Source organism: Ruegeria sp. CDSC051, assembly GCF_059610665.1.
This window is the reverse complement of the sequence record NZ_JBXWOC010000004.1, coordinates 112,156-136,495: the sequence shown is the minus strand read 5'-3', so window position 1 is coordinate 136,495 and position 24,340 is coordinate 112,156. Positions and strand designations below refer to the sequence as shown.

Here is a 24,340-nt window from a genome sequence, read left to right as displayed (position 1 = left end):
ATGGTAAGTCAAAGAATTGGATATGTCGGGTATTTTGACCGGGAATCCTGTGATCTGGACGAATTCAAGGTGTTGACCTCTCGGAAACTGACCTCGGACATGGTTCCGCAGGCCGCGATGATCGAAAAGAACGTCCCCGTCTATGACATGAATGCCCTGCGTCCCGCGCTGGAAGATACAGGGCAACGGCGCGCTTTGATGGCGGAATGGGGCCATGTGCTGAACCAATCCGCCGGGGTGATCGCGCTGAAATGGGCCTATCAGGATCTGTCGGTGATCGACCGGGCGACCGAGGTTTTTCGGCAGATCATCGACGAGGAACGCCAAAGCGGCGAAGGCGAGGGTGATCATTTTGCCGCCTCAGGGGCGAATGACCGGATATGGAATGCGTTGCAAAAGCACTGCCTGCGCGATCCGGAAGGTTTCTCAAAATACTTCGGCAACGCTGCTGTTGCCACCGCCTGCGAGGCATGGCTGGGGCCGAACTATCAGGTCACGGCTCAGGTCAATCAGGTCCGCCCCGGCGGCAAGGCACAGCAGGCGCATAGGGACTACCATCTGGGCTTTCAGACCGCTGAAAGCGCTGCCCGGTATCCGGTGCATGCACATCTGCTGACGGCGGCGCTGACCTTGCAGGGGGCAGTGGCCCATTGTGACATGCCGGTGGAAAGCGGGCCCACCAAACTGTTGCCGTTTTCACAGCTATATCCAGCCGGATATATTGGCTTTCACGACCCCGCGCACAGGGACCACTTTGAGAAGAGCTATGTTCAGGTGCCGTTGAACAAAGGCGACGCGGTATTCTTCAACCCCGCGCTGTTCCACTCGGCCGGCGAGAACCGCAGCACGGATATCGACCGTATGGCGAACTTGTTGCAGATCTCATCCGCTTTTGGTCGTGCGATGGAGGCCATCGACCGCCGGTCCATGGCGCAGGCCGTGCTGCCGTCACTGGTGGCCCTGAAGCGAAGCGGCGAGCTGACTGGGTCCGAGCTGGACGCGGCCATCGCGGCGACGGCCGAAGGCTATCCGTTTCCGACAAATCTGGACACAGATCCCCCGATTGGCGGTAATGCTCCGGAAAGCCAGGGGGATATCTTGCGGCGTGCGGTCGCCGAAGAATGGACGCCAGAGCAACTGACCTCGGCACTTTCGGCGTTGAAAACCCGACAATCCGCCTGACGTTACGAACCGGGCCGGCGCGCCCAGAAAGGAGGCCCCATGGCCAACCTGCTCAGGAAACCACGCGGCCCCGATGGCAAGGTGCATGACATCACCCCTGCCTCTGCGGGATGGCGCTATGTCGGGTTCGGTCTTTACCACCTACGCGCAGGCGACAGGGCGACCGAAGAAACCGGTGACAATGAGGTCATCTTGGTCATGGTCGAGGGCAAGGCGCATATCACCGGGGCCGGGCAGGATTGGGGTGTGCTGGGTGACCGCATGGATGTCTTTGAAAAGACGCCGCCGCATTGTCTGTACCTGCCCAACGGAACCGATTGGCAGGCTGTGGCGGAAACCGATTGTGTTGTGGCCGTGTGTTCGGCCCCCGGCAAAGGTGGCCATCCGGCGCGACGGATCGGGCCGGGTGGCATCACACTGACCGAACGCGGGAAGGGTGTGAATACCCGCTATATCAACAATATCGCGATGGAGGCCGAAGACGTCGCTGACAGCCTGCTGGTGACCGAGGTCTTCACGCCCAATGGCCACTGGTCCTCCTACCCCAGCCATCGCCATGATGAAGATGACTTTCCTCGCATAACCTATCTGGAAGAGACCTATTACCACCGTCTGAACCCCTCGAACGGGTTTGGCATCCAACGGGTCTATACCGATGATGGTGATCTGGACGAGGCTATGGCCGTGTCGGATGGTGATGTCGTGCTTGTGCCTCGGGGGCATCATCCCTGTGGCGCACCATATGGGTTTGAGATGTACTACCTGAACGTCATGGCCGGTCCATTGCGGAAATGGCGCTTTGTAGCCGCCCCCGAAGTAGAATGGATCATGGAGCGCGACGCATGAGCACGAATTTCGCCAACTACCCGGGTCTTGCGGGAAAAACAGTCTTTATCACCGGCGGGGCCGGGGGGATCGGCGCCGAAACGGTTCGCGCCTTTGCCGCCCAGGGGGCCAGGGTCGGGTTTGTTGATCTGAACGCAGATGCGGGCCAAGCGCTGTTGGCGGAGCTGGACGGGCAGCATGCCTTTGCCCAATGCGATTTGCGCGACATCGATGCGCTGCAAGAGGCATTCGGGCGGCTGGTCGCCGTGCTGGGCGAAGCGGATATTCTGGTTAACAACGCCGCACATGACGAACGCCACGACTGGCGCGAAGTGACGCCGGGATATTGGGATGACCGAATGGCCACCAATATCCGCCATATGTTCTTTGCCATCCAATCGGTTGCCCCAGGCATGATTGCCAAGGGCAAGGGGGCCATCATCAATCTGGGATCGAATTCCTGGTGGGAATGCGGGGCAGGATTCCCGGCCTATGCCACCGCCAAATCAGCCGTCCACGGCTTGACCCGCACAATGGCGCGCGAGTTGGGCGACCATCGCATCCGGGTGAACACAGTTGTTCCGGGCTGGATCATGACGGAGAGGCAAAAAGAGTTATGGGTGACACCCGAGACGCTGGCCAAGCAGGTGGATCGTCAATGTCTGCCGGACCCGATTGAGCCGGTCTATGTGGCGCGCATGGTCCTGTTTCTGGCCTCGGACGACGCGGCCATGTGCAGCGCGGGGAACTTCATGGTCGAAGGCGGCTCGATCTGAGGGGATGCCGCTTGGCGATGCGCTCCCGGCCGATTGGTAACATGACGCCCTAACGCTGGGGCGGGGCGCCGAATGCTCGGATCACGGTGCGGGCGGCTGCCTCGACCGGGTTGTGGGTTTCCTTCAGGATGGTGACGCGGTCGAACCTGTCGGGGTCGCGGTTGACGGCCTCTCGCATCGCCGTGCCAAAGGCCATGCGCAGTTCGGTCCCGATATTGAACTTGCAGATCGAGGTCTCGCGCGCCAGCTTCATACGCTGCTCTACCGGCACACCGGACCCGCCATGAATGACCAAAGGCACTTCGGTCACGGCATCGATTTCGGCGATACGCGCCTCATCCAGGCCACCTTCTTTGTTTTGCTGCAAGTGAACATTGCCAACCGAAATCGCCATCGCGTCGACGCCGCTTTCGCGTGCAAACTTCGCGGCTTCCTCGGGGTCGGTACCATTTGAGCCTTCGCCACCGGAATACCCCACAAAGCCGATCTCTCCCTCGCATGAAATCCCTGCCGCATGGGCCATTTCGGCAATGGCCGCGGTCTCATCGATGTTTTTCTGCAATGGCTTGCGCGACCCGTCGAACATCAGCGAGGTAAAGCCGCTGTCCAACGCGATTTTGCAGTCCTCGAACGTGTACCCATGGTCCAGGTGGGCGACGACGGGGACAGAGGCGTTTTCGGCCAGATAGCGGAACATCTTGCCCAGAATGGGCAGGGGTGTGTGCTCGCGACAACTGGGACCGGCCTGCAGGATCACGGGCGCGTTCTCAGCTTCGGCAGCGGCCACATAAGCGCGCATGTCTTCCCAGCCCAGGGTCACCAGACCACCGACGGCATAGCCCTGATCATAGGCAGGTTGCAGAACGTCTTTCAGTGTGGCGAGGGTCATTTGAATTTTGCAATCATGTCTTTGATGCCCGGTATGGTTTCGATCTGATAGGCATGGGTGGGCTGGAAATACTGGACCAGCGAGCGTTGGGTCAGGCCGCCGAGGATCGTGAAATAGTACATCTCATACCCCGGCAGGACGCAGCAGGGGTGATAACCCTTGTCGATACAGACGGTCGATCCGTCCATGATATGATAGGCGTCGCCCGGTTCGTTATCCTCGCGCTGCAGCATCTGCAGGCCCGAGCCCCAGTTGGGTTTGAAACGGAAATTATAGGTCTCGTCATGGCGGGTTTCATCCGGCAACCGGTTGGTATCGTGTTTGTGGCTGGGAAACCCCGACCATCCCCCCTGACCCACGGTGAACAACTCACTCACCAGCAGACGGCCCACCTTGTCATGCTGTTTCTGGCCCAGGATGTGCTTGATCTTGCGGTGGGTTTTGGTGTCGTCGCTGCCGTATTGCACCAGATCGTGCTGGCGGACATCGAACGGGTCCAGCACCTTGTCGTATCTGGCGCCCGCGATGAAGACTTCGGTGTGGTCCGAGGCGCAGACGATCTGCACCTTGGCGCCAACGGGTGCATAAACGCCCTCTGGCTCTCCATCCCAGACATCCTCTCCTCGGTTGCCCAGTATGGCAAATTGCACGCCTTCGACATCCACATCGACCGTACCTGTGGCCGGGACGATGCAGGTCTCATACCCCGGCACTTGATATTCGAACGCCTCGCCCTGTTTCAGTTTGACGATGTTGAAATAGTTCAGGGGCACCATTGGGTCATCGGCATCCACGATGGGTTTGTTCTGGTTCTCATAGGGGGCGATATGCATTGGGATCTCCTATGCCGTGGGGCCGGGATGGGTGGCCAGAAACGTGTCCAGCTGTTCGGTGGTCGGCATAGCGGGCGCGCAGCCGGGTTGAGACACGACGATCGAGGCGCAGGCCGAACCGCGCATCACCGCGTCCTTCAGCGAGTACCCCGCTGCAACCGAGGCCAGTAACCCGGCCATGAAACTGTCACCTGCGCCATTCGGCTTGACGGCAGTCACCGGATAGATGCCTGTCTGAAATTCCTGCCCGTCCATCAGCGTGATGGCGCCTTTTTCACCCATTTTATAGATCACCACGCGGCCTGGTTTGGCCGCCAGTTCCTGCGCCTTGGCAAACCCTTTGTTTATCCCGCCCGCCATGAAACCGAATTCTTCGTCATTGCCTACGATCAGATCACTGGCGTCACCGGCGCGGGACAGGACCTCGGACGCGACTTCGGGTGAGGGCCAACTGTAAGGGCGATAGTCTATGTCAAATATTACGGGCACACCGGCCTTGCGGGCCGTGTCGATGGCCCGGAATGTGGCGCTGCGCGAAGGCTCGGCCGCAAAGACGGTTCCGGCCGAGATCACAGCCGAGAAGGAGCTGAAATCTACCTGGTCCATATCCTCTTCGGTGACTTGGAAATCGACTGCGCCATTGCGGTAGATGACATTCTGGAAATCTTCTGTCCGGCTTTCGTAGATTGCCAGCGACATGCGGTATTCGCCCCTTACAACCCGTATGTTGGACGTATCGACGCCGTAATGCGCCAGCCGGTTCAGGCAGAACCGCGCGACCGCGTCGTCAGATACCGAGGTGATCAGCGACGCTTGACTGCCCAGCTTGACCAGACCCACACATATATTTGCCGATGAACCGCCCAGATCGGCCCGGAACGCGTCGGCATCCTCACTTTTCTCGCCGATGGGATCGGCAAACAGGTCCATGCCCGCACGACCCAAGACGCCAAAGCGGTTTCCTTTGATACCGTCCATCAAAGCGGTCACGTCATTTCCTCCGGCGAAAAGGGTCGGCAAGGTGTGTTGATCCTTGCGTTGAATCGATTCACACGATACTGATTTTGCAACCGGTTGCAAATGATATGTGCGAGGCCGCGGCAGATGCCTGAAATTGGAATTGGAATTGTTGGCGGCGGCTATATGGGCAAGGCCCACTCCGTCGCGATGTCAGCGGTAGGTGCGGTGTTCGACACCGCGCTGCGCCCGCGGCTTGAGGTGATCTGTGCCTCGACATCTGCAAGCGCGGAAGTCTATCGCGCCGCCTACGGGTTCCAGCGCGCCACCGATGACTGGCGCATGCTGGTCGAGGATCCAAAGGTCGAGGCCATTGTGATCGCCTCACCTCAATCGACACACCGTCAAATCGCTGAGGCGGCGTTTGCCCTTGGTAAACCGGTGCTGTGCGAAAAACCCTTGGGGGCGTCCTTGGACGACAGCCGCGCGATGGTGGCGGCAGCCGAGGCCACAGGTGCAATCAACATGGTCGGGTTCAACTATATCCGTACGCCCGCTAGCCAATATGCGCGTCAGCTTATTGCTGAAGGGGAAATCGGTCAGGTCACATGGTTCCGTGGCGAACATACCGAGGATTTCTATGCCGACCCCGAGGCCCCAGCAACCTGGCGCACAACGGGAATGGCCAATGGAACCATCGGCGATCTTGCTCCGCATATGGTGAATGGTGCGTTGGCGCTGATCGGGCCGATCACTCAGGTTATGGCCGATGTGGAGACGGTGCACCGGCATCGCCCCGGCGGCGAAGTTACCAATGATGATCACGCGCAGATGATGTGCCGTTTTGAAAGCGGGGTCATGGGCAACCTCTATTTCAGCCGTGTCGCAACGGGTCGCAAGATGGGCTACGCCTATGAAGTCTCGGGTACCAAAGGTGCGATCCGGTTCGATCAGGAGGACCAGAATGCCTTGTGGCTGTATCGCCGCGAAGGTCCCGAAGCTGCACGCGGTTTTACCAAGATCCTGACAGGCCCTGCGCACCCGGATTACGAACCTTTTTGCCAGGGTCCGGGGCACGGCACAGGATATCAGGATCAGATCATTATCGAGGCCAAGGATTTCCTGCAGGCCATCCATTCTGGGCAGAATATCTGGCCCACCTTCCGCGATGGGCACGAGGTGAACCGCGTTCTGGCGGCTGCATTGGCATCGTCAGACGGGCGGCAATGGACAGATATCAGCGATTTCTGAAAGCTCACCACCCAATTTCCAAAGAGAGACTAAGACCATGACTAAGCTGAAATGGGGCATGATCGGTGGCGGTGAAGGCAGCCAGATTGGCCCTGCGCACCGCCTTGGCGCACAGGCCGATGGGCTGTTTGAGTTCGCTGCCGGAGCGTTGGACCACCGCCCCGACGTGGGACGTGAATATGCACAGCGTTTGGGCGTTGCAACTGATCGCGCCTATGGCGACTGGCAAGAGATGCTAGCCGGTGAAAAAGACCGTAGCGACCGCATCGATCTGGTTACCATCGCGACACCGAACTCGACCCATTTTGAAATTGCCAAGGCCTATCTCGAAGCGGGTTTTAACGTTCTGTGCGAAAAGCCGATGACGATGACCGTGGAAGAAGGCGAAGAGATCGTGCGCATCGCCGAAGCATCGGGCAAGCTGTGCGCCGTGAATTATTGCTATTCGGCTTATCCGATGGTGCGCCAGGCACGTGCAATGGTGAGGGTCGGGGATATCGGCAAGGTGCGTCTGGTCGTGACGAATTTCAGCCACGGCCACCACGGGGATGCCACTGACGCCGACAATCCACGCGTGCGCTGGCGGTATGATCCGGCGATGGCCGGTGTCTCGGGGCAGTTCGCGGATTGCGGTATACACGCGCTGCATATGGCCAGCTTCATTTGCGATGATGAGGTCACGTCGCTGTCCGCCGACATGGCCTCGACCATCTCAAGCCGCGTGCTGGAGGATGATGCCATGGTCAACTTCCGGACAGAGCGTGGCACCGTCGGGCGCTTGTGGACTTCGTCCGTTGCGATCGGGCGCCAACATGGGTTCGACATTCAGGTCTTTGGTGAAACCGGCGGTCTGCGCTGGACCTCGGAACAGCCCAACCAGTTGCTCTATACACCGGTCGGCGGTCGCACACAGATCATTGAAAAGGGCGAAGGTGGCTTGTACGAGGACGCCCAGCGCCTGTCGCGGGTGGCCATCGCACATCCTGAAGGGTTTCCCTTGGCTGTGGCCAACATCTATTGCGATCTGGCCGATGCCATTCGTGGCGAAACCCGCGACGGGTTGCCAGGCGCAGCGGATGGGGTGCGGTCTATCGCAGCGGTCCATGCTGCCGTTGCGTCGGGCAATGAAGACGGAGCCTGGAAGGATGCGCGCCCCCCTATGTTCCGCTGACTAGGCGCGGGGGCGCAGCGTGCCCCTTTCGACTACGCGGCAGGGGAAAATGCGGGCCTCGGGATAACGCTCGGGGTCTTTCAGCATCTCTTCCACCAGATCCACAGACGAGGTGATGATTTGCTTGATCGGTTGGTGGATGGTCGTCAGATTCACGCTTTCCCAACGCGACATCTCCATGTCATTCAGGCCGATGATCCCGATATCCTTGCCCGGTTTCAGCCCGTGATCCGACAGGGCGGACAGCGCCCCGACGGACAGAATGTCATCGCCGCAGAAATAGCTTTCGGCTGGTTGACCCTTTAGCAGATCCAGCATTTCCGCGCGCCCCGCCTCAAATGAATAGGCCCCGGCGAAAGAGTTTGTCACCTCAAGATCGGGGTGCTTTTCGGCCTCTTCCATAAAGCCCTGATATCGATCCATGGCGGAGGTAGCATCTTTTGGCCCGCCTAAATACCCAACACGCCGATAGCCCCGCGCCTGCAGCTCGCGGGCTGCCATGCGACCACATTCGACATTGTCGATCCCGACGACATGTACCTCTGGTGAGGTCGCAGAGCGCCCGAACGTATGCACAACCGGAACACCGGCATCGTGAAACGCCTTGGCGAAACTTGGCGGCAGGGTCGAAGAGGCCACGATGGCAGCGTCAACAGAATACTGGCGCAGCATCCGAACGGAATTGGCAGGCTCGGTCTCATCGGTCAGGTTCACGATCAACGGGCGCAGACCGCGTTCCTGCAAGGCGCGCGTGAATTGATCGAAGACTTCAAGGAAAATCGGGTTGTGAAAGTTGTTCGAGATCAACCCAATCAGTTTTGTCCGCCCTGTGGTCAGGGACGAGGCCAGGGCGTTTGGGCTGTAACCCAGTTCCGCCGCGGCCTTTTCCACCTTGCTTCGGGTTTTTGCCGAAACCGAGGCACCCTCGGTAAAGGTGCGCGACACGGCAGAGCGCGACACCCCGGCCAGAGCTGCGACGTCTTTTAGGGTGACGCTCATGTTTCGTACCTGCAGAAGAAAGGTGGGATGACAGACATTTTCATGTCGTGATACTAAGCCAGTTAGTCTGGTGGCTGCAATCGGTTGCAAATGATTGCTCGTTTGACGCGGGGCCCGGTTTATTGACCCCGAGCAGCTTCTCACCAATCGATTCTTTCTGACGGGAGATCAGGTAAATCTGCCGCCGCGCACCGTAAATCGGTCCGCGATTTGACACATTTCCGCCCAAAATGATCGAAAATTCGCCCTAAGCGGGAATTTCTTTTCGTTTGTGGGGAGGTTTCGGCACCGCCTCATCGGTAACGATTTAGTTAACGGGGGTGTGTTCCTCGTGTCAGTGCGGGATTTCGCACTTTGGTAAAACAGTCTGGAGTTCAAGTAATGTTGAATGGAATTCGCAAAGTATTTCTGAAGCTACGCAAAGACGAGAGTGGCGCCACCCTGGTTGAATATGGCATCGCGCTGTTTGTTGCGATTGTCGTCGGCGGGACAATTCTGACCAATTTGGCTGGCACGACCAGCAGCAACTTTAGTGATGCAAACTCGGCAGCCCAGCGGACAACGCCTTAAGCTGCGCGCCAATTTCCCAAGTGAAAAAACCTGACTTCCCATTCGCAAGCGTGGGGCGTCAGTTTCCTACCAGACCACCTTTGATTTGCATAAGCGGTCTGTTTGGCCATTCAGGCCCAATTAAGTAATTATCCTGAGTTTTCCCGGGAATTGGAGGATACCATGCGTATTAAATCATTTTTGATGACTTTCCTGGGAATAGGTTTGGCGGGTGGCGCAGTCATTCTGGCGCAGGATCAGATCCGAAGGAATCAGTCAGCGGGTGAACCAACCATAGTTCGTGTTGTGGCCGTGGCCGAAGATATCGCGTTCGGAACGCCGATCGAAGGGCACAAGCTGACGACCATTGATTGGCCTACTGCATCTGTGCCTGCAGGTGTTTTTACAAGCTTTGATGATGTCCTGCCTGCCGCAGGCATAGAACCTCGCCGGGCCAAGCGTGCTTTGGCGCAGGGCGAAATTCTTTTGACCTCGAAAGTTTCCGATTTTGGTGAAAAAGTGACAATCGTTCAGACGATTGGCGAGAATAACCGCGCGATGGCGATCAATGTCGACGCGCAGACAGGGGTAGGCGGATTTGTTACGCCTGGCGACTTTGTCGACATTGTTCTGACCCGCGGCACCAATGATACACTGCGTGCAGTGACGATCCTGCAGAATATCCGGGTCATCGGCGTGGACCAAACCGCGGATGAAGAGCTTGACCAACCGGGCATTGCCCGCACGGTTACGATCGAGGTCACCCCGGATGAAGGTCAGAAGTTGGCTCTGGCGCAGAAGGCCGGGCAGCTCAGCCTGTCTCTGCGGTCTCTGCAAACAGAAGAGGATAAGCCGCTGGAAGCGGTTCGCCTCAGCGACATCCTCCTTGAAAAATCACCGCTAGAAGAGGGCACGCCCAGGCCGATTGTGAAAGTTCGCCGTGGGGCAACCGACGTTCAGGAAATTCAGGTCTTTGGGAACACCAGTGCAACAACTGAGCCGGTGAACTGAGGTCAGGTTGGTCTTTCGAGGGAGGTTGATATGACTTCGCTACGCAAAATCAGGGGCAAAGAAGACGGCACAATTCTGGTTTTTGTCGGCATGTTCATGGTCGTCATGATCGGAATGGCTGCACTGACTTTTGATCTGGGGCGTATCGCCTCTACCCAAACTGACATGCAAGCCTATACCGACCACGTGGCGCTTGCCGCCGCAGGAGAGCTGGATGGCAATGCTGACGCCATTACACGTGCAACAGCTGCGGCATCCGGCATGATCGACGACGAACAGTTTTTCGCGGATGGCAGCCAAAGCCTTGGAACTTCTGCGGATTTTTCGCTTCGCTTTCTGACCGGATTGCCTACTCCGGTGGCAGACCCAGACGATAACGACTCGGTTACGCCCTTTGTGACGACAGACCCGGCGCGTGCCGTCTTGGTCGAGGTGACCGCGACACCACGGACTGTTTTCCTGCCTTTTGGCCGATCGCTGGCCAGCTTGCTGGGTGTCGCCAGCCCGTCCGGAGAGGTGAATTCAGTCTCGATCGCTGGGTATTCAGCATATGCCTGTGACGTAACGCCGTTGATGTTCTGTATCCCGTCGGGCTGGACCTCCAGCGCCAATATCGGCGCTTCCATCAAATTGCGTACTGGCGGCAACAACTCAGCCTGGGGGCCGGGGAATTTCGGATTCCTGGATCCAACGGATATCGGGATCAATCCAAACGGACCATGCGCCGGTCTGACCGGCTCAAAGCTGTATATCTGCCTCATTGCTGCGAATGGGAACCTGACCAAATGCGTGTCTCAGCGCGGTGTCGACACCGAACCCGGTCAGCGGAACGGGATTGGCAGCGCGATCTACAATTCGCGGTTCGATATGTTCCAGGCGACCATGAACCAACTGAAGAACGATCCAGACTATGCGCCGGGTCCAAATGTGATTTCAGGCTGGGACCATTCCGGCGGGGGCTGTGTGAAAAACAACCCGGACCTGTCGACCAATACTATTCCAATGCCACCGGATGATTGCTTTGACCCGGTGAGTGGTCTTTGCAATGGCAGCCGTTTTGGCGATGGCAACTGGACGTCAGGACAAGCGGCTTACAATCTTATGAATTATGGAGTTGGACCGGACGGTACGCTGACACCGCATGCGCAGGGCGCACCGACAGGAAACACCCGGTATCAGGTATATCTGGACGAGGTCAGCCGGGCCGGGTCGGGTGATATCGTCACCGGACGTGACGAGACCGGCCGCGCCCAATGTTCAGGCCAGCCCAGCACCGATCCTGAGCGGCGTACGTTCATCGCCGCAGCGATTGACTGCACCGCGAACCCAGTTTCCGGGCGGGCCACCGATGTGCCGGTGAAGGAATTCGTAAAAGTCTTTCTGTTTCAGCCACTTGAAGAATCCACAGGCTCGGATTTCGACATCTTCGTCGAGGTGGTCAAACAGGTTGGCGGCGGAGTTGGTGGCAGTGCCGTTGATGGCATTTTCCGCGATGTCGTGAGGCTGTACCGATGAAGCCGCTGGGTCGCTTCCTCTCACGCTTTCAGCGCTGCGAGTCTGGCGCGCCGATGGTCGAGTTCGCCATGGTTCTGCCGGTTATCTTGCTGTTCTTTGTTGTGATCATCGAGGGCAGCCGGATCACCTGGATACATCAGGCGACATCTGCCGGCGTACGGGATGCGTCGCGCATGATCGCTCGCATCGCACCGCTGGATCTATGCAGCGCGGGCGGCGTCGCAAGCTATGATGCAATGGCCACAGATATTGTCGCCAACCGACTGGGCGGTGGGGCGCATTTGCCGGTCGGAACAACGCTGGTGGATGTAACCCCGACCTGCATATCGCGGTCTGGCAGCTATCGTATTGACCCGACCTCAGTGGTCGAAGTGACCGCGAAAATCCAGATTGATTTTATCCTGGGCAATGTTCTGGGCCTGTTCGGCGGGGCTGTTAGCACGCTTGACACGGTGATTTCGGATCAGAGCCGGGTGTTCGGCGTATGACCCGGGTGTCGCATATCCTGCGGACCTTCCGGCGTCAGGAGCGTGGCGCCGCCCTGGTCGAATTGGGGATGGTCATTCCACTGTTCCTGTTGCTGATGTTCGGCATTGTGGATTATGGCCGGTTGTTCTGGTCGACTACCATGGCGCAGAAGGCGATGCAAAAAGCATCCAGGCTGGCAACTCTTGGGCCTCCGCTTTGCGGTGCGTTGCCGACCGAGCACACGCTGGCAAGCGGCGCTCCTACAAGTACGAAATTTGGGGTGCTCTGCCGCAGTGGCAATGTCTGTGCCGTGCCTGCCCTGCCTGCGCCTTGCCCTTTGAATACCGCGACGGATTACGGCGCACGTGTCTGGAATGATATCCGCATGTTGCTGCCACCGGGAACGACTGCCGCCAACGTACAGATCGGATATTCGCATGACGCGCGCCTTGGATTTTTAGGGGGGCCATATACGCCGGTCGTTACCGCCGAACTTGTTAACGTAAACTTTAACTTCATGATGCCAATCGCCGGTCTGGCCGCTCTTGCGTCGAACGGCACAACACCTGCGTCAAATACCCCCAACAGTATTTCTCTTCCCGCGATGAGCACATCGGTTCCCGCCGAAGATCTGGCGGCCGGGGCGAGTGAGTAAGGAGAAACATAATGAGTGCCAAGCAGATTTCAGTATTGTTGATTTCACCGGACGAGCAGATTTACTCGGCCATCGAAGGCTCGTTGCGGGGGCAGGCGAACTGCCGGTTCACCGGTCGTCAGGACACCGTTGCGGGGGTAAACGGCTCTGCGATCTCGCTGACTGCAGAGCATGATGTTGTTCTGTTCGATGTGGATGAGAATTCCGGGGACCTACTGCAAACCGCACGGAAAATCTGTGATGCCCGTATGCCAAATGCGATCATCATTGCGTTGGCCCACGAGGATCTGCCCTTGGAAAAGGCGCGCCAGCTGAAAAAGCTTGGTGTCGACGACGTTCTTCCGAGAAAGTGGATCGACGAGGAAATTGTGCCGCAGGTGGACGCAATCCGGGCCCGCCGTCAGGCGCAGTTGCCGGCCGTGTGGGGCGGTCAGGCAACCCTGGGCAAAGTGATCGCCGTGGCCAAATCCCGTGGTGGGGTTGGATCGTCTATCGTCGCTGCCAATCTGGCCAACGAGCTACAGGCCAAGGAAGGGTTCTTCAAGAAGAAAGCCGCCAACGAAGTCGCGGTTGTCGATTTGGATTTTCAGTTCGGATCTATTGCCGCCCTGATGGATGTTGAGGAAAGTGACGCCATGTGGCGGATGGCGATGGATGAGAGCATTCCCGATGGCGCCTTTCTGGAACAGGCCATGACCAAGTCCCCCTGTGGGGTTGATGTTCTGGCTGCACCGTCGCGCTTTGGTCCTCTCAGTGCCATTAATGAAGAACAGATCTCGGCCATTTTGGACAGCCTCAAGCGCAGCCATGATTATGTGATTATTGATCTGCCGAGAGCTCTGGTCGAGTGGATTACGCCGGTTTTGTCCCAAGCCGACCGGCTGCTTTTGGTAACGGATGTCGCGGTGCCTTCGATCCGGTCAGCGCGGAAATTGATGGATTTCTATCACGCCGAAAACCCGGCCTTGGAAATTCAGCTGGTTGCGAGTCTGGAAAAGAAACCCCTGATCCCGGCCGCGCACCACCGCGCAGCGGCAAAGTTGTTGGAACAGGATTTCGCCCACTGGGTTCCCAAGGATGAGCGAACCGTTCGTGAATGCGTGGACCGGGGCGTACCTCTGCAAGAGGTCTCAAATCGGGCGCCTCTGACACGGGCCATCCGCCGCATCGCGCAGGAAACCACAGTTTCTCTGCCGCCACGCGTGGGCAAACAGTAAATCGAAGTCCGAAGATGTGAAGATCAGTTAAGTAAAAGGTAAAGCAGAATGTTTCGTGAATTTGACAGAACGGGTCGCACAACATCCCAATCCCCAAAAGTTGTGCCGTTGGACACGAAACAGCCGAACGGAAATGTTGCTGATATCGAGGTCAAGAACGCCGAACGCCGTGCCATGGAGCGCGAGCGCGAGATGGACCGTATTGACCTCAAGGCTCGGATGCACAACTCGCTGCTTGATAAGCTGAATCTGGCTGTGATCGACAAGGTCGAAGAAGACACATTGCGGGGCGAAATCGGCAAACACGCAACTGATCTGTTGCGGTCCGAGGGCCGGGCCATGCGGTCTGAGGAAATCAAGCTTTTGGTCGAAGAACTGATGCACGAGGTGCTTGGGCTTGGGCCACTGGAGCCTTTGCTGGCCGACCCTTCGATCAACGATATTCTGGTGAACGGTCACAAGCAGATTTTCGTCGAACGTTCAGGTATTCTGGAAAAAACCTCGGCGCGTTTTCGGGATGAACGTCATTTGCTTCGGATCATCGACAAGATTGTCAGCCGTGTTGGCCGCCGTATCGATGAACGCCAGCCCTGGGTGGATGCGCGGCTTGAGGATGGCAGCCGTGTAAACGCGATCATTCGGCCCTGCGCGCTGGACGGGCCGGCCTTGTCGATCCGTAAATTCGCGCGCGTACCGCTGACGATGGAGCGGTTGGTTAAGAACGATGCATTGAATGACAGTGCCGCGGCGTTGTTGCGCGGTCTGGTCGAGGCAAAGATGAATGTCCTGATTTCCGGAGGAACCGGATCAGGTAAAACGACGATGCTGAATGCCTTGTCTTCCTATATCGGCGGCAACGAACGGGTCGTGACCATCGAAGACGCTGCTGAACTGCAACTGCAGCAGGAACATGTTCTCCGCATGGAGACCCGCCCAGCTGGTTTGGACGGGACCGGCGCTGTGGCCCAGCGTGATCTTGTCCGCAACGCGCTGCGGATGCGCCCTGACCGTATTGTGGTCGGCGAGGTGCGCGGATCAGAGGCCTTCGACATGCTGCAGGCGATGAATACCGGCCATGACGGTTCGATGACGACCGTTCATGCCAACAGTCCACGCGATGCGCTGTCTCGGGTCGAACAGATGGTACAGATGGGTGGGATGGAGCTGCCGCATTCGGCGATCCGGGCCACCATCGCTTCGGCCATCCACTTTGTGCTTCAGTTGAATCGACTTTCAGACGGGACGCGCCGGGTTACTTCGATCTCGGAAGTGACTGGAATGGAAGGCGACATCATCACCATGCAGGACATCTTTGTCTTCAAGCGCGAAGGCAAGGATGAAAACGGCAAGGTTCTGGGCCGGTTCATGCCCACGGGAATTCGGCCAAAATCCAGTGATGCACTGGCGGCTGCCGGTGTCGACCTGTCCACCGTCAAGTTCAACTAAGGAGGTCCGGGATGTTCGAGAAAATCAGGTCATATCTGGCCAATCTGAACATCAACAACCTGATCGGCCCGGAAATGGAAGTTGCCGGGTTCGATGTCAGGTTTGTTCTGGCGCTTGCGGTTTTCCTGGGTGCGCTGATTGCTTTTGAAGGGCTGCGTCAGTTTATGCGGCGTGGCGAAAACCGCGAAGAGGCGATCAACCGCCGAATTCAGATGCTGTCCGAGGGGAAGTCGGGTGAGGATGTCCTCAGCCTGTTGAAACCGCAGGAAGCCAAGCCACTGTTGCGGAGTTTCCCGCTGGTGGGGGATTTGCCTCTGGCGTTGAAGGTTTCGGGCCTGAACATGGTTCCCGAAATGTTTCTGGCCGGTTGTGGCGCAGCCTTTCTGATCTCGGCCATTGGTGGGTCTATGGTGGCTGATCCGTTGAAAGTGGTCCCCACCTGCGCCCTTGTTTTCCTGATTGCGCCACTGGTTGCGTTGGGGGTGACGTTGCGCAAGCGCAAGGCGGCGTTGATCAAGCAGTTGCCCGATGCGCTGGACCTGATGTCCCGTGGATTGAAGGTGGGGCACCCACTGAACACAACCTTACAAAGTGTCGCTGAAGAAATGCCTGACCCAATTGGAACAGAGTTTGGGCTGGTCGTTGATCAGGTCTCTTATGGCGAAGAACTGACAACTGCGATCAAAAGCATGGCTGACCGCATCGATGAAGAAGATATCCAATATCTAGCTGTTGCACTGATGATGCAGCACGGCACAGGTGGCGACCTGGCCGGCATCCTGCGCACGCTGGCTCGCGTGATCCGAGCGCGCATGTCATTGCGTCGCAAGGTCAAGGCCATCTCGGCCGAAGGCCGCATGACAGCATATATCCTGTCATCCATTCCCGTTGGCATTGCCGTGTTCATGACCATCATGACGCCGACATATTATGGCGATGTCGCGGACTCTCCGGCCTTTGTGCCAGTCATGAGCGTTATCGCCGTGACCATCGTCCTGAACGCGATTGTGATGTTCAAGCTTGTGAATTTCCGGATTTGAAGAGGCGTATTCGATGGAGTATTTGAGTTCGATTTTTGATAGCGAATTATCAACGCAGATCCTGGTTCTGGGTTGTGTGTTGATAGGTGCGGTCGTAGCGTTTCTTGGTATCTCGTCCTCGCTTAGCGAACGGTCCACAGCCGCAGAGCGCATGGTGTCAAGCCGACCACGTCAGGCTTTGTCACGGGCAGTTCCTGAAAAAGTCGAGGGCGAAGCGCCGACAGGTTTGAGTGCGGCCCTGATACCCAGCGATGCCAGTGTACGTTTCGAAGTTGGGCAAGTGTTGGCGCGTTCCGGATTTCGCAGCAAAAACGCAATCGTGAATTTCTATCTTATCCGTTTGGGGCTGGCGACGTTCCTGCCGCTGGCCTTCCTCTTCCTGATGTCCTGGCAACCCGCAAACAACTTGGGTGCGCGGATCGCGGAATATACGTCCAGCCTGAACGCGTTCGAGATTATCCGGAATGTCGGCGTACTGTGCGGAATCGGGTATCTCATACCGCAGTTATGGATGGGCGCCCGGATCAAAGAGCGCAAGCGTCTGATGGAAAATGCGTTTCCGAACATGCTGGATCTGCTTCAGATCGGTATCGAGGCTGGCCTCGGTTTTGATCAGGCCTTGCTGAAAGTGGCGGTCGAAATGCAGCTCGTCGCGCCGGAAATGTCCGAAGAGATGCTGATTGCGCTTTCCGAGATTCAGGCAGGGCGCGACCGAGATACCGCGCTGATGCGTATGGCGCGTCGAACCGGTATCGAGGAAATGAGCTCATTCGTAAGCGTTGTGCTGCAATCGACCCGGTTTGGCGTTCCCCTGGCTGCGGCTTTGAACACCTATGCCGAAGAAATGCGTGAACTGCGCGAGGTGCGGGCACAAGAAAAGGCCAACAAGTTGCCTGTCCAAATGTCGGCGGTTATGGCCAGTTTTATGCTGCCTGCAATCGCTGGGCTGATCCTGGCCCCGATCGTGATCCGTTATATGGATGCGTTTGGCCCCTAAGACGCTGACATGGTTAGAACCAAAGCGCAGTAGCCGACCGGATTGCTAGGATCACCCCGGATGATCCGATAGCGATTCCAAGAGGGAATTCGCGCGACTGGGCGGTCGACTTGATATGCGGGGAAGTTTGTCGGGCGAGGCGCCGAAACAGCGACATTCCGATCAGCCCCGCTGCCATGCAGCCTGCCAGTATTAGCAGATAGGTCGATACGACCGGGACCGGAATTGCGGCAAATACGATTGGCAATATCTTGGCGTCGCCGCCGCCAAGCCAACCCGCAGCAAACAGACCGAAACAAATCGCAAAACACGCTGCGGCCACAAGAAGGCGCAGCAGCAGTTGGTTCCAATCCGGAAACGGCGCGGTCACAAGCACGACTGCACCGCCCAGCAGGCAGTACAGGTTAGGGATGCGCATTTGGGTGAAATCCGTCCAGGCGATCATTACGAACAGCGGTGTGAATACCCACAATGTCAGCCAGGACTGCCAGTCCAGTTCAGGCATCAGGCATGTGCCTGGCCAGGTTTCCCAAAAAGGGCCTCGCGCTCTTCTACCGATACCAAGCGCCGGGCCAGCATGTGGAAGGTGTCCAGCGCCGTTTTTGAATAGATATGCTTGAGATGCGTGCGAACTGTCGCTGGTCCGATCTCAAGTTCGGCACCAATGGACTGAGGCGACAGCCCGCGTGAAACAAGAACGCAAACACGCCATTCGGCACGGGTCAGGCCCGTTGGGTTCTCGGTGCTGAGAATAGGTGCTTCACTGTATGATTTTCTGAGTGCGGTGACTGATTGCCGAGACAATGATTCAGTGATCAGTCCGGCTCGGCGGGCCTGATAGGTCTCGGATAGTTGCGGAGCCACCTGTTCAATAGCTTCGCGGTAACCGGGTTCGGAACTCTGCCCGAAATGAAGTTCCAGAAAGTCGATTTCGCCGCCGTTATGGTCCAGGCATATGAACAGAATGTCATCCAGCTTGCGGTGCGACATCCAATCCAACAAAACTGCGGAGATATCACTGGGGTCTGCCCCGTCATCTCGCAGACTAAACACCGAGGCGCGTTTTGGTTTGTTCCGAAACGGGCCGAGGGCGTCGTTGGCGAAAGAATGAAACAATGGTCTTTGGAATTTTGGATCCCGTGTGTCAGCCCGTGCGGCAACACGATGGGCCCCTTTGTTCAGCCACACACGGCTGATGACAGCACAATCGGCGCCAAATGCTTTGACGATACCTTCAAGCGCGGCATCAAGAACGACGCCTGCCTGGCTCCAATGAATGAAATTAATGATGGCTCTGGCATGAAGCGCGTTTGGCAACCACGCAGCGCTCTGAGCATTCCCCCGGACCATAGATAACAACCTGTACTCGAACAAACATAAACGCGCATTTGCAATATAAGAGTGCGCAACCTCCTACCGATTCTTTACATTCCTATAGTTCTATATAATCGTCTAAAACTCATCTAAAAAATCATTAACCTAATTATGTACGATCAATTCGTCGCGTTTCAGTAAACAAACTGCACAAAATCCGCGGACTATTTCTTTGACCTATTCGCGGAATGCGGGGTGAAGCGTAGTGGTTTATGCCTTTTTTGTAAGGTTATTGCGCTTGTTTGGTCGTCGGTTGGTCGGGCGGTTGCCTGTATTCACCGATGCAGCCGTGGAGGGATTAACCGTTTTTCAATTTGTCACAATTCTTGATTTGCACGATGCTTCGGGTTTGAGAATCCAAGTTCAAACGGCTTGATCTGCAGGGGAAGTCAGCTCGTCCCGGTGACCATCTGAGCTGTATCATACGGCCCGGGCTCTCCTTTAGATTTAGCAACAACTTCTTGCTTGCCGAGCAGAGCGGCACTGCCTGCATGGCGATCACCGGCATGTTTTCAAATAATACCTTTTAATTTCAATTCTTAAGAAGCATAAGATGTTTGAAAATTTACAAAAATCCGCACCTAGGTGTTCATTTGTTTACATAACATAGCTGCTTTTTGAATAGGTTATTGAGAAATTTTCAGAACCCCCGCCATACTCGCGGTGCGTAAACCTGCGCAATCGTTTGCTGGAAGAGGAGCCAACAGACGTAAAACAGGGAACTGGGAGGAATGAATGACTAATAAATCTGTCACACGCCGCGGCGTGCTGAAGTCTGGTGCTGTTGCCGGTACCGGTCTGGCCCTACCTACGATTTTTACTGCATCGTCGGCTGCTGCATATACTAACGAACCTTCTGGGTCGTCTGTCACATTGGGTTTCAATGTTCCGCAGACCGGGCCTTATGCAGAAGAGGGTAATGATGAACTGCTGGCACAGCAGCTTGCAGTCGAGCATCTGAACGGTGAGGGCGATGGCGGTTGCCTGAACACCTTTACGTCCAAGGCCCTGAAAGGGAACGGGATTCTTGGTAAAAAGGTCGGGTTCGTAACCGGCGACACCCAGACCAAATCGGACGCCGCACGCGCATCGGCCAAGTCGATGATCGAAAAAGACGGTGCGATCATGATCAACGGCGGCTCGTCCTCGGGCGTGGCTGTCGCAGTTCAGGGTCTGTGTCAGGAAGCGGGCGTGATCTTCATGGCTGGCCTGACCCATGCCAACGACACGACCGGTAAGGACAAGAAGGCGAACGGTTTCCGCCATTTCTTCAATGCTTACATGTCGGGCGCTGCTCTGGCGCCGGTTCTTGCTGCCGAAATGGGCAGTGAACGCCGGGCCTATCATCTGACCGCTGACTACAACTGGGGCTGGACTCAGGAAGAGTCGATTGTGGCCTCGACCGAAGCCCTGGGATGGGAAACAGTCAACACGGTCAAAACACCGCTCGCGTCGACGGACTTCTCGTCCTATATCGCGCCGGTTCTGAACTCGGGCGCGGATGTGCTGGTTCTAAACCACTATGGCGGTAACATGGTGAACTCGCTGACCAATGCGATTCAGTTCGGCCTGCTCGACAAGGTGGCCAACGGCAAAGACTTTAAGATTGTCGTGCCGCTGTATTCCGAATTGATGGCTGCTGGTGCTGGCGAGAACATCAAGGGCGTGCTGGGTTCGATGAACTGGAACTGGCAGCTGCAAGACGAAGGCACTAAGGCCTTTGTGAAATCCTTTGGTGAGAAATACGGCAAGCCGCCGTCCAATTCGGCTCAGACCTGCTATGCGCAGGTTCTGCTCTATGCGGATGCGTGTGAACGGGCGGGTACCTTCAACCCCTGTGGTGTCGCCGAAGCGCTGGAAGATTTCGAGTTCGACGGTCTGGGCAACGGACCGACATGGTATCGTGGCGCGGATCATCAGTGCTTCAAGGATGTGCTGGTGGTGCGGGGCAACGAGAACCCGACCAACGCCTATGACACGCTGGAGATCGTCGAGATCACCCCACGCGCGCAGGTCGAATACGATCCCGAGCACCCGATGTTTGCCGGTGGCGAACTGGGTAAATGCAATCCGGGCGCGTAACACAAGCGCGAGAATTTTCGACGAAAATTCTCTGACCTAGAAAACGGGCTCTCCCGCCTATGGGGGAGTCCACTGGACAGGCCAAAGGTGGGGACTATGGACGCCATTCTTCTGCAAATTCTGAACGGGTTGGACAAGGGGTCGGCTTATGCGCTGATCGCGCTTGGCCTGACGCTGATTTTCGGAACGCTTGGAGTTGTGAACTTTGCCCATGGGGCGCTGTTCATGATTGGTGCGTTCTGCGCCGTGTCTTTGCAAAAACTCTTTAACTTGAGCTACGTGACCCTTGATGAAAGTCAGAAAGATTTTCTGGGCAACCCGCTGAAGGTTGAAACCCCGTATATTGAGGCCTGGTTTGGCCCCGAGATTGGCGCGTCAATCATAGATTGGTCCGTTCCTCTGGCTGTCCTGTTCGCGATCCCGATCATGTTGTTTGTCGGCTACGTGATGGAGCGCGGGCTGATCAAACATTTTTACAAGCGCCCTCATGCGGATCAGATCCTTGTGACTTTTGGCCTGGCGATCGTGCTGCAGGAGATCATCAAATATTTCTTCGGTGCCAATCCGATCCAGACCCCGCCCCCCGATATGCTGAGTGGGTCTGTTGATCTTGGCATCATGGTTGGATTCGATCCCAACGCCATCATCTATCCGATCTGGCGGCTGGTCTATTTCGGGTTTGCCGTTGGCATTATCGGAGCTGTGTTCTCGTTCCTGCAATTCACAACCTTTGGCATGGTCGTGCGGGCTGGCATGGCAGATCGTGAAACGGTGGGCCTGCTGGGGATAAATATCGACAGGCGGTTTACCATCATGTTCGGGATTGCGGCCGCGGTCGCGGGTCTTGCCGGGGTGATGTACGGGCCGCTCAACCCCCCGAATTATCACATGGGCATGGACTTTCTGGTTCTCAGCTTTGTGGTTGTGGTTGTGGGGGGGATGGGCTCATTGCCGGGCGCGGTTCTGGCCGGGTTCCTGCTGGGCGTGCTCGAAAGCTTTGCGTCGACCACCTGGGCCACGACCACGATCCCCGGCATCAACCAGATCATCATCTACCTTGTCGCCATCATCGTGCTTTTGACCCGTCCACGCGGGTTGATGGGGCGCAAAGGCGTGATGGAGGAATAAGCCATGTTGGGACTGAACAAGAGAGATACCAGCCTGCTGATCATCGTCGCCATACTGACCCTGTTGGCGCCCTTTATCCTGAACCCGTTCCCTGAAGGCAGCGCCATGGCGCAGTTCAACGCGGGCTATCCCGATTTGATGCAGCGGTTCGTGATCTTTGGGATCTTTGCGATCGGCTTCAACATTCTGTTTGGATTGACCGGATACCTGTCCTTTGGCCATGCGGCCTTTCTTGGGGTGGGGTCGTATTCCGCAGTGTGGATGTTCAAACTGCTCAGCTATAACGTCGTTCCGGCCATCGCGCTCAGCGTTCTTGTCGCCGGGGTGTTTTCGCTGCTGATCGGGTTTGTCAGCCTGCGTCGGTCGGGCATCTATTTCTCGATCCTGACGCTGGCTTTTGCACAGATGAGCTTTGCGCTGGCCTATTCGGTGCTTTCGAACCCAAAATTCAACCTGACAAATGGTGAGACCGGCTTGCAGGTCTATGCGGACGATCCGCAGATCCTGCAATCGGCCAGCGCGCCGAACCTACCGCATCTGTTCGGCATTCCCATGCGCGCGACCTATACGTTGGATGTAGGTGCCTGGAGCTTTGACTTTAACGCGGGCTATTACCTGTGTGCGGTGATCATGATGGCGGTGTTCTATCTCTCTATCCGCATCTTCCGCTCGCCCTTTGGCATGATGCTGCGGGCGGTGAAATCCAACCAGCAGCGGATGAATTATACCGGTCTAAATTCGAAACCCTACACGCTGGCAGCCTTTGTGATTTCAGGCATGTATGCCGGTCTGGCGGGGGGGCTGATGGCCGCAATGGACCCGCTGGCCGGGGCCGAACGGATGCAGTGGACTGCCTCGGGCGAGGTGGTACTGATGACAATTCTGGGCGGTACAGGGACTCTGATCGGGCCGGTACTGGGAGCAGGCTTTATCAAGTATTTCGAAAACATCTTCTCGAAGATCAACGACAATGTTCTGCACAGCTGGTTCGCTTTCCTGCCCGATGGGCTTGAGGACGCGGTTGTGTTCCTGATCCATCCGTTCATCGGCAAGGGTTGGCATTTGACGCTGGGTATCCTGTTCATGCTGGTGGTGATCTATCTGCCGGGTGGGCTGGTTGAAGGTGGTCAGCGGCTGCTGGGTTGGTTCAAGCGTAAGAAACCGGGCGCCGATGATGCCCCGAAGGGCAAAACCGAGCCAGCGGAATAAGGGGGCACCATGGCAATTCTACGAGTCAAAGACGTCAGCAAACGCTTCGGTGGCCTCAAGGCGCTGTCGGATGTGAACCTCAACGTCGAAGAAAACTCGGTCCACGCGATCATCGGCCCGAACGGTGCGGGCAAGTCAACCTTGCTGAACTGTTTGGTGGGAAAGCTGATGCCGGATACCGGTTCTGTTTTGTTCGACAACAATTCTGTTCTGGGGTTGGAACCCTATCAGATCAACCAGATGGGTATCAGCCGTGTGTTCCAGACGCCCGAGATTTTCGGCGATTTGACTGTGATGGAGAACATGTTGATCCCGATCTTTGCGATGCGGGACGGCGCGTTTCGGATGCACGCCTATGAAACCATCTCCAGTGAAAAGGCGATTGTCGAGCAGGCCGAGGCGATGCTGTTAGAGATGAACATGGCTGACAAACGCGAGATGCACGCGGCATCGCTGTCGCGCGGGGACAAGCGACGACTTGAGATCGGCATGTGCCTCAGCCAGAACCCGCGCCTGCTTTTGCTGGACGAACCCACCGCCGGGATGGCCCGGGCAGATACCAACAACACGATCGACCTGCTCAAACAGATCAAGGACGAGCGTGACATTACCATCGCCATCATTGAACATGACATGCATGTGGTGTTCAGCCTGGCCGAGCGCATCACCGTTCTGGCGCAGGGAACACCTCTGGTCGAAGATACGCCAGAAAACATCCGCGGGCATCCCAAGGTTCGCGAAGCTTATCTGGGTGAGGCCGCGTAAG

24 protein-coding genes are annotated in these 24,340 nt (G+C 57.0%); 18 read left to right on the top strand and 6 right to left on the bottom strand.

Annotated features, from left to right (window positions below; genetic code table 11):
• Genes AC2FH0_RS11245 through AC2FH0_RS11235 form a run of 3 tightly spaced genes read left to right on the top strand, consistent with a single transcriptional unit; the run spans position 1 to position 2,783 of the window.
• Positions 1–1,182, top strand: a complete 1,182-nt coding sequence (locus AC2FH0_RS11245; RefSeq protein WP_496789351.1) for a phytanoyl-CoA dioxygenase family protein — start codon at positions 1–3, stop codon at positions 1,180–1,182.
• 39 nt (positions 1,183–1,221) lie between these two features.
• The gene (gene iolB, locus AC2FH0_RS11240; protein WP_496789350.1) at positions 1,222–2,028 is read left to right on the top strand and encodes a 5-deoxy-glucuronate isomerase; all 807 of its coding nucleotides are present in this window, start codon (positions 1,222–1,224) and stop codon (positions 2,026–2,028) included.
• A complete protein-coding gene (locus tag AC2FH0_RS11235) occupies positions 2,025–2,783 on the top strand; it encodes an SDR family NAD(P)-dependent oxidoreductase (protein WP_496789348.1) in 759 nt (252 codons plus the stop codon). The genes iolB and AC2FH0_RS11235 overlap by 4 nt, the downstream gene beginning before the upstream one ends.
• 49 nt (positions 2,784–2,832) lie before the next feature.
• Here the strand turns inward: AC2FH0_RS11235 and AC2FH0_RS11230 are convergent, their stop codons facing one another.
• From AC2FH0_RS11230 to iolC, 3 genes are read right to left on the bottom strand one after another with little or no spacing between them, the layout of a single operon-like run.
• Entirely contained in the window at positions 2,833–3,672 is an 840-nt protein-coding gene (locus AC2FH0_RS11230) for a class II fructose-bisphosphate aldolase (RefSeq protein ID WP_496700775.1), read from the bottom strand.
• Positions 3,669–4,505, bottom strand: coding sequence for a 5-deoxy-glucuronate isomerase (locus AC2FH0_RS11225; protein ID WP_496789347.1), 837 nt, complete (start codon positions 4,503–4,505; stop codon positions 3,669–3,671). The genes AC2FH0_RS11230 and AC2FH0_RS11225 overlap by 4 nt, the downstream gene beginning before the upstream one ends.
• Positions 4,506–4,514: 9 nt before the next feature.
• Entirely contained in the window at positions 4,515–5,483 is a 969-nt protein-coding gene (gene iolC / locus AC2FH0_RS11220; RefSeq protein WP_271948662.1) for a 5-dehydro-2-deoxygluconokinase, read from the bottom strand.
• A gap of 126 nt (positions 5,484–5,609) precedes the next feature.
• Between iolC and AC2FH0_RS11215 the strand changes: the two genes are divergently transcribed.
• Positions 5,610–6,713, top strand: a complete 1,104-nt coding sequence (locus AC2FH0_RS11215; protein WP_496706315.1) for a Gfo/Idh/MocA family protein — start codon at positions 5,610–5,612, stop codon at positions 6,711–6,713.
• 37 nt (positions 6,714–6,750) lie between these two features.
• Positions 6,751–7,884: a Gfo/Idh/MocA family protein gene (locus AC2FH0_RS11210; protein ID WP_496688851.1), complete on the top strand. Its 1,134-nt coding sequence runs from the start codon at positions 6,751–6,753 to the stop codon at positions 7,882–7,884.
• Here AC2FH0_RS11210 and AC2FH0_RS11205 read toward each other — a convergent pair whose 3' ends face one another.
• On the bottom strand, positions 7,885–8,883 hold the full coding sequence (locus AC2FH0_RS11205; RefSeq protein WP_496789345.1) for a LacI family DNA-binding transcriptional regulator: 999 nt from the start codon (positions 8,881–8,883) through the stop codon (positions 7,885–7,887).
• A 381-nt stretch (positions 8,884–9,264) separates the two neighbouring features.
• Between AC2FH0_RS11205 and AC2FH0_RS11200 the strand changes: the two genes are divergently transcribed.
• The 9 genes from AC2FH0_RS11200 (at position 9,265) to AC2FH0_RS11160 (ending at position 17,781) form a co-directional block, all read left to right on the top strand.
• Entirely contained in the window at positions 9,265–9,453 is a 189-nt protein-coding gene (locus AC2FH0_RS11200) for a Flp family type IVb pilin (RefSeq protein WP_281972471.1), read from the top strand.
• 162 nt (positions 9,454–9,615) lie between these two features.
• Complete coding sequence (cpaB, locus tag AC2FH0_RS11195) at positions 9,616–10,443, top strand: Flp pilus assembly protein CpaB (RefSeq protein ID WP_142635731.1); 828 nt, start codon at positions 9,616–9,618, stop codon at positions 10,441–10,443.
• A gap of 30 nt (positions 10,444–10,473) precedes the next feature.
• Positions 10,474–11,958 (top strand): pilus assembly protein TadG-related protein, encoded by a 1,485-nt coding sequence (locus AC2FH0_RS11190; RefSeq protein ID WP_496789343.1) that lies wholly within the window; start codon positions 10,474–10,476, stop codon positions 11,956–11,958.
• Complete coding sequence (locus AC2FH0_RS11185; protein WP_271948250.1) at positions 11,955–12,446, top strand: TadE/TadG family type IV pilus assembly protein; 492 nt, start codon at positions 11,955–11,957, stop codon at positions 12,444–12,446. The genes AC2FH0_RS11190 and AC2FH0_RS11185 overlap by 4 nt, the downstream gene beginning before the upstream one ends.
• Positions 12,443–13,081: a TadE/TadG family type IV pilus assembly protein gene (locus AC2FH0_RS11180; protein WP_142635737.1), complete on the top strand. Its 639-nt coding sequence runs from the start codon at positions 12,443–12,445 to the stop codon at positions 13,079–13,081. Before AC2FH0_RS11185 ends, AC2FH0_RS11180 begins: the two co-directional genes overlap by 4 nt.
• A gap of 11 nt (positions 13,082–13,092) precedes the next feature.
• A complete protein-coding gene (locus AC2FH0_RS11175; protein WP_496691718.1) occupies positions 13,093–14,298 on the top strand; it encodes a CpaE/TadZ family protein in 1,206 nt (401 codons plus the stop codon).
• A 48-nt stretch (positions 14,299–14,346) separates the two neighbouring features.
• The gene (locus tag AC2FH0_RS11170; RefSeq protein WP_496691717.1) at positions 14,347–15,744 is read left to right on the top strand and encodes a TadA family conjugal transfer-associated ATPase; all 1,398 of its coding nucleotides are present in this window, start codon (positions 14,347–14,349) and stop codon (positions 15,742–15,744) included.
• A gap of 11 nt (positions 15,745–15,755) precedes the next feature.
• Positions 15,756–16,784, top strand: coding sequence for a type II secretion system F family protein (locus AC2FH0_RS11165; protein WP_142635743.1), 1,029 nt, complete (start codon positions 15,756–15,758; stop codon positions 16,782–16,784).
• Positions 16,785–16,797: 13 nt separating this feature from the next.
• The gene (locus AC2FH0_RS11160; protein WP_142635745.1) at positions 16,798–17,781 is read left to right on the top strand and encodes a type II secretion system F family protein; all 984 of its coding nucleotides are present in this window, start codon (positions 16,798–16,800) and stop codon (positions 17,779–17,781) included.
• Between the two features lie 13 nt (positions 17,782–17,794).
• Here AC2FH0_RS11160 and AC2FH0_RS11155 read toward each other — a convergent pair whose 3' ends face one another.
• The gene (locus AC2FH0_RS11155) at positions 17,795–18,286 is read right to left on the bottom strand and encodes an A24 family peptidase (protein ID WP_496789342.1); all 492 of its coding nucleotides are present in this window, start codon (positions 18,284–18,286) and stop codon (positions 17,795–17,797) included.
• The gene (locus AC2FH0_RS11150; RefSeq protein ID WP_496789340.1) at positions 18,286–19,131 is read right to left on the bottom strand and encodes a helix-turn-helix transcriptional regulator; all 846 of its coding nucleotides are present in this window, start codon (positions 19,129–19,131) and stop codon (positions 18,286–18,288) included. The genes AC2FH0_RS11155 and AC2FH0_RS11150 overlap by 1 nt, the downstream gene beginning before the upstream one ends.
• 759 nt (positions 19,132–19,890) lie before the next feature.
• On the opposite strand from AC2FH0_RS11150, the gene AC2FH0_RS11145 reads away from it, so the two are divergent.
• The 4 genes from AC2FH0_RS11145 to AC2FH0_RS11130 all read left to right on the top strand — a co-directional run bounded on the left by AC2FH0_RS11145 (position 19,891) and on the right by AC2FH0_RS11130 (position 24,339).
• Positions 19,891–21,237 carry a substrate-binding protein gene (locus tag AC2FH0_RS11145; protein WP_142635750.1) on the top strand — a complete coding sequence of 449 codons (1,347 nt, stop codon included), beginning with the start codon at positions 19,891–19,893 and terminating at the stop codon, positions 21,235–21,237.
• 96 nt (positions 21,238–21,333) lie between these two features.
• Positions 21,334–22,365, top strand: a complete 1,032-nt coding sequence (locus tag AC2FH0_RS11140; RefSeq protein ID WP_142635752.1) for a branched-chain amino acid ABC transporter permease — start codon at positions 21,334–21,336, stop codon at positions 22,363–22,365.
• 3 nt (positions 22,366–22,368) lie between these two features.
• Positions 22,369–23,574, top strand: coding sequence for a branched-chain amino acid ABC transporter permease (locus tag AC2FH0_RS11135; protein ID WP_496789339.1), 1,206 nt, complete (start codon positions 22,369–22,371; stop codon positions 23,572–23,574).
• 9 nt (positions 23,575–23,583) lie between these two features.
• The gene (locus AC2FH0_RS11130; protein ID WP_142635756.1) at positions 23,584–24,339 is read left to right on the top strand and encodes an ABC transporter ATP-binding protein; all 756 of its coding nucleotides are present in this window, start codon (positions 23,584–23,586) and stop codon (positions 24,337–24,339) included.
• Position 24,340 lies beyond the last annotated feature (1 nt).